General features: G+C 69.8%; 3 protein-coding genes. All 3 read right to left on the bottom strand.

The features are described 5' to 3' along the window. Positions 1-39: 39 nt before the first annotated feature. Positions 40-1,596 (bottom strand): aldehyde dehydrogenase family protein, encoded by a 1,557-nt coding sequence (locus ACWDR4_RS49875; protein ID WP_450418816.1) that lies wholly within the window; start codon positions 1,594-1,596, stop codon positions 40-42. A 121-nt stretch (positions 1,597-1,717) separates the two neighbouring features. Continuing rightward, entirely contained in the window at positions 1,718-2,617 is a 900-nt protein-coding gene (gene sucD, locus ACWDR4_RS49870) for a succinate--CoA ligase subunit alpha (RefSeq protein WP_450418814.1), read from the bottom strand. A gap of 11 nt (positions 2,618-2,628) precedes the next feature. Then, on the bottom strand, positions 2,629-3,768 hold the full coding sequence (gene sucC / locus ACWDR4_RS49865; RefSeq protein ID WP_450418812.1) for an ADP-forming succinate--CoA ligase subunit beta: 1,140 nt from the start codon (positions 3,766-3,768) through the stop codon (positions 2,629-2,631). Positions 3,769-3,891: the final 123 nt, after the last annotated feature.

The following is a 3,891-nucleotide window of genomic DNA, read 5'->3' as shown; positions in this document are numbered from 1 at the left end:
ATGATCGTCACCTCACTTGTGTGTCGACGGTTGTCGGGGTCACGGCATGAGCTGGTACTCGGGGAAGTTCCCGGGCAGCCGCTCCCCCGCCGGGCCCTGGGTCACCGCGCGCACCAGCAGCTCACCGCCGACGAACGCACCGCGCCAGGACGCGCCGAACCCGCCGAACAGTTCGTCGCGGTCGCCTCGTGAACGCGGTGTGCCGTGGCCGACCTTGAACGCGCGGATCTGCGGGGCGAGCCGGTCGAAGGTCGCCCGGTCGTCCGTTGACAGCGTGGCCACCAGTGCGCCGTTCGAGGCGTTCATCGCGGCCAGCAGCTCCGCCTCGGTGTCGACGAGGACGATGGTGTCGACCGGCCCGAACGGCTCCGCGTGGTGCAGCGGTGAGGACGGCGGCGGGTTCAGGAGGGTGACCGGTTGGACGTACGCCGATGTGTCCTGGCCGGGCAGGAAGCGGGCGTCGGTCTCGCTGGCGCGGTGCAGGGGGACGGCGCCGCGGTCGACGGCCTCGGCGATCTGGTCGTGCAGTTCCTTCGCCTTGGCCGCGTTGATCACGGGCCCGAAGTCCAGTGCCGGGTAGGGGTCGTCGGCGTTCTCGACGGCGAGCGGGTGTCCGACGCGCAGGGTGCGCACCGCCGGGAGGTACGCGGCCAGGAACTCGTCGAACAGCTGCCGTTGGACGACGAAGCGCGGGTACGCGGTGCAGCGCTGCTTGCCGTAGTCGAAGAGTTTGGGGACGACGGCCTTGAGGGCGTCCCAGCCCGAGTAGTTCCAGATGCCCCAGGTGTTGAGTCCTTCCTGTTCGAGTACGTGACGCTTGCCGAGGTCGGCGACGGCCGTGGCCACCGCGGCGCCGGTGTCGCGACCGCCGACGAAGGAGACGCAGCCGATCTCGGGCGCTCGCACCAGCGCCTCCGACAGCTCTCCCCCGCTGCCGCTGACGAGGGTGACGGGAATCCCTTCGCGGGCGGCGAGCGCGCAGGCCAGGGTCAGACAGGCGACACCGCCGTCGGTCGGGGTCTTGGCGATGACCGCGTTGCCTGCCAGTGCCTGTACCAGCAATGCGTGAACGAGCACGCTCATCGGGTAGTTCCAGCTCGCGATGTTGGACACCGGGCCGTCCAGCGGGCCCCGGTCGGCGACCATCGGTTCGATGCCGTCGACGTACCAGCGCACACCGTCGATGGCCCGGTCGACGTCCGCCTGCGCGAGCCGCCACGGCTTGCCGATCTCCCAGACGAGCAGGAGTGCGAGGAGTTCGCGGTGCTGGGTGAGGGCGTCGAGGGTGGCCGCGACGCGGGCGCGGCGCTCGTGGAGCGGGATGTGCCGCCAGGCGCGGTGCTGGTCGAGGGAGGCGCGTACGGCCTGGTGGGCGACGTCCCGGTCCAGGCGCGGCGGGCCCGCGATGGGGCTGCCGTCGACGGGGCTGGTGGCGGGCAGGGCCCGGCCGTCGGCCCGCCAGGCGGAGTTCCAGAGGTTGAGGACGCGGTCGTCGCGGAACGCCTCGGGGGCGACGGCGAGGCATCGCTGCCAGGCGTCGGTCCAGGACGTTCCGGACTTCAGCACGAGGTGGGTGGAGTTGAGGGTGGTTGTCATTTGGTGTCTCCGCTCTCGGTGCACAGTCGGGGGCGGGGGTGCGGTACAGGTGGGGGTGCGGTACTGGACGGGGTTCGATGGCGCCGTACGGTCCGGCGCAGTCACCGCCGGTCAGTACCGGTCAGTCGTGGGAGGCGTCGGGGTCGGCTTCCAGCAGGGCGAGCACCAGGCGGGCCGTCTCGGTCGGGGTGGTTCCCACCTGGACGCCGACCGCCTCAAGCGCTGCCTTCTTCGCCTGTGCCGTGCCCGCCGAACCGGACACGATGGCGCCCGCGTGGCCCATGGTTCTGCCCTCGGGCGCGGTGAAGCCGGCGATGTAGCCGACGACGGGCTTGGTGATGTGTTCCTTGATGTACTCGGCGGCGCGTTCCTCCGCATCGCCGCCGATCTCCCCTATGAGGACGGCGAGTTCGGTGTCGGGGTCGTCCTGGAAGGCGGCCAGGCAGTCGATGTGGGTGGTGCCGACGACGGGGTCGCCGCCGATGCCGACACAGGTGGAGAAGCCGATGTCCCGCAGCTCGTACATGAGTTGGTAGGTGAGCGTGCCGGACTTGGACACCAGGCCGATACGGCCCGCCTTGGTGATGTCGGCGGGGATGATGCCCGCGTTGGACTGGCCGGGCGTGATGAGCCCCGGGCAGTTGGGACCGACGATCCGGGTGCCCTTCTCCTTCGCGTACGTGGTGAAGGCGACGGAGTCGTGGACGGGGATGCCCTCGGTGATGACGACGGCGAGTCCGATGCCGGCGTCGGCCGCTTCGACGACGGCCGCCTTGGCGAAGGCGGGCGGTACGAAGACGACGGTGACGTCGGCTCCGGTAGCCCGTATACCGTCGGCGACCGACCCGAACACCGGCACGGCTCGGTCGTCGAAGTCGACGGTACGGCCCGCCTTGCGCGGGTTGACGCCGCCGACGATGTTGGTGCCGGCCGCGAGCATGCGCTGCGTGTGCTTCATGCCCTCGCCGCCGGTCATGCCCTGGACGAGGACCTTGCTCTCCTTGGTGAGGTAGATCGCCATGTCCCGTCTCCTCAGGCCGCGTTGGCGAGTTGGGCGGCACGGCGGGCAGCGCCGTCCATGGTGGTGGCCTGCTGGACCAGTGGATGGGCGTGCTCGTCGAGGATGGCCCGGCCGCGCGCCGCGTTGTTGCCGTCGAGACGCACGACGAGCGGCTTGGTCAACTGGACGGCGTCCAGGGCCCGCACGATGCCGTCGGCAACCGCGTCGCACGCGGTGATCCCGCCGAAGACGTTGACGAACACCGACCTGACATCCGGGTCGGAGAGGATGACGGACAGCCCGTCGGCCATGATCCGGGCCGAGGCCCCGCCCCCGATGTCGAGGAAGTTGGCGGGGCGGGCACCGCAGCCGGCGACCACGTCGAGGGTCGACATGACCAGACCGGCACCGTTACCGATGATGCCGACCTCGCCGTCGAGCTTCACGTAGTTGAGGCCCTTCGAGGCGGCCGTCGCCTCCAGCGTGCCCTCGTGCTCCACTTCCTCCGCACCCCAACGCGCCTGTCGGAAACGGGCGTTGTCGTCGAGGGTGACCTTGCCGTCGAGGGCGAGGAGCTGCCCCTGCCGGGTGCGGACGAGCGGGTTGACCTCGACGAGGACGGCGTCCTCACGCACGAGCACCTGCCACAGTCGTACGAGGACGTCGACGGCCTGTGGTGGCAGCCCGGCGGCCTCGGCGATCTCCTGCGCCTTCGCGAAGGTCACGCCTTCGGCCGGGTCGATGTGCGTACGGGCCACCGCCTCCGGTCGAGCGGCGGCGACCTCCTCGATCTCCATGCCGCCCTCGGCGGAGGCGATCGCGAGGAAACGGCCCGCCGTGCGGTCGAGGACGTAGGAGACGTAGAACTCGCTCTCGATGTCGGCGAATTCAACGGGCTGGGCCAGCATGACCTTGCCGACCGTGTGGCCCTTGATGTCCATACCGAGGATCTGACGTGCCGTGAGTTCTGCGGCGGCCGGATCGTCGGCGAGCCGTACACCGCCCGCCTTGCCCCGGCCCCCGGTCCTGACCTGTGCCTTGACGACGACGCGACCGCCGAGCCGACGGGCCAACTCCCTTGCTTCCTCAGGCGAGTCGGTGACCTCCGCCCTCGGTACGAGGATGCCGTGTTCTTCGAAGAGTCCGCGGGCTTGATGCTCGTACAGGTCCATGATTCGGCTCCCGTCTTAAAAGTGCTGCACGCCCCCTGGACATCACCCATCGGATGCGGGATAACAATCTTCATACAGTATTCGTCGACTGTATGCAATGTGCCAAGCGAGGTGACCTGTGGC

Source organism: Streptomyces sp. NPDC000878 (genome assembly GCF_053599695.1).
Note: the sequence above shows the minus strand (reverse complement) of the source record. Positions and strands in the feature narration are given on the sequence as shown.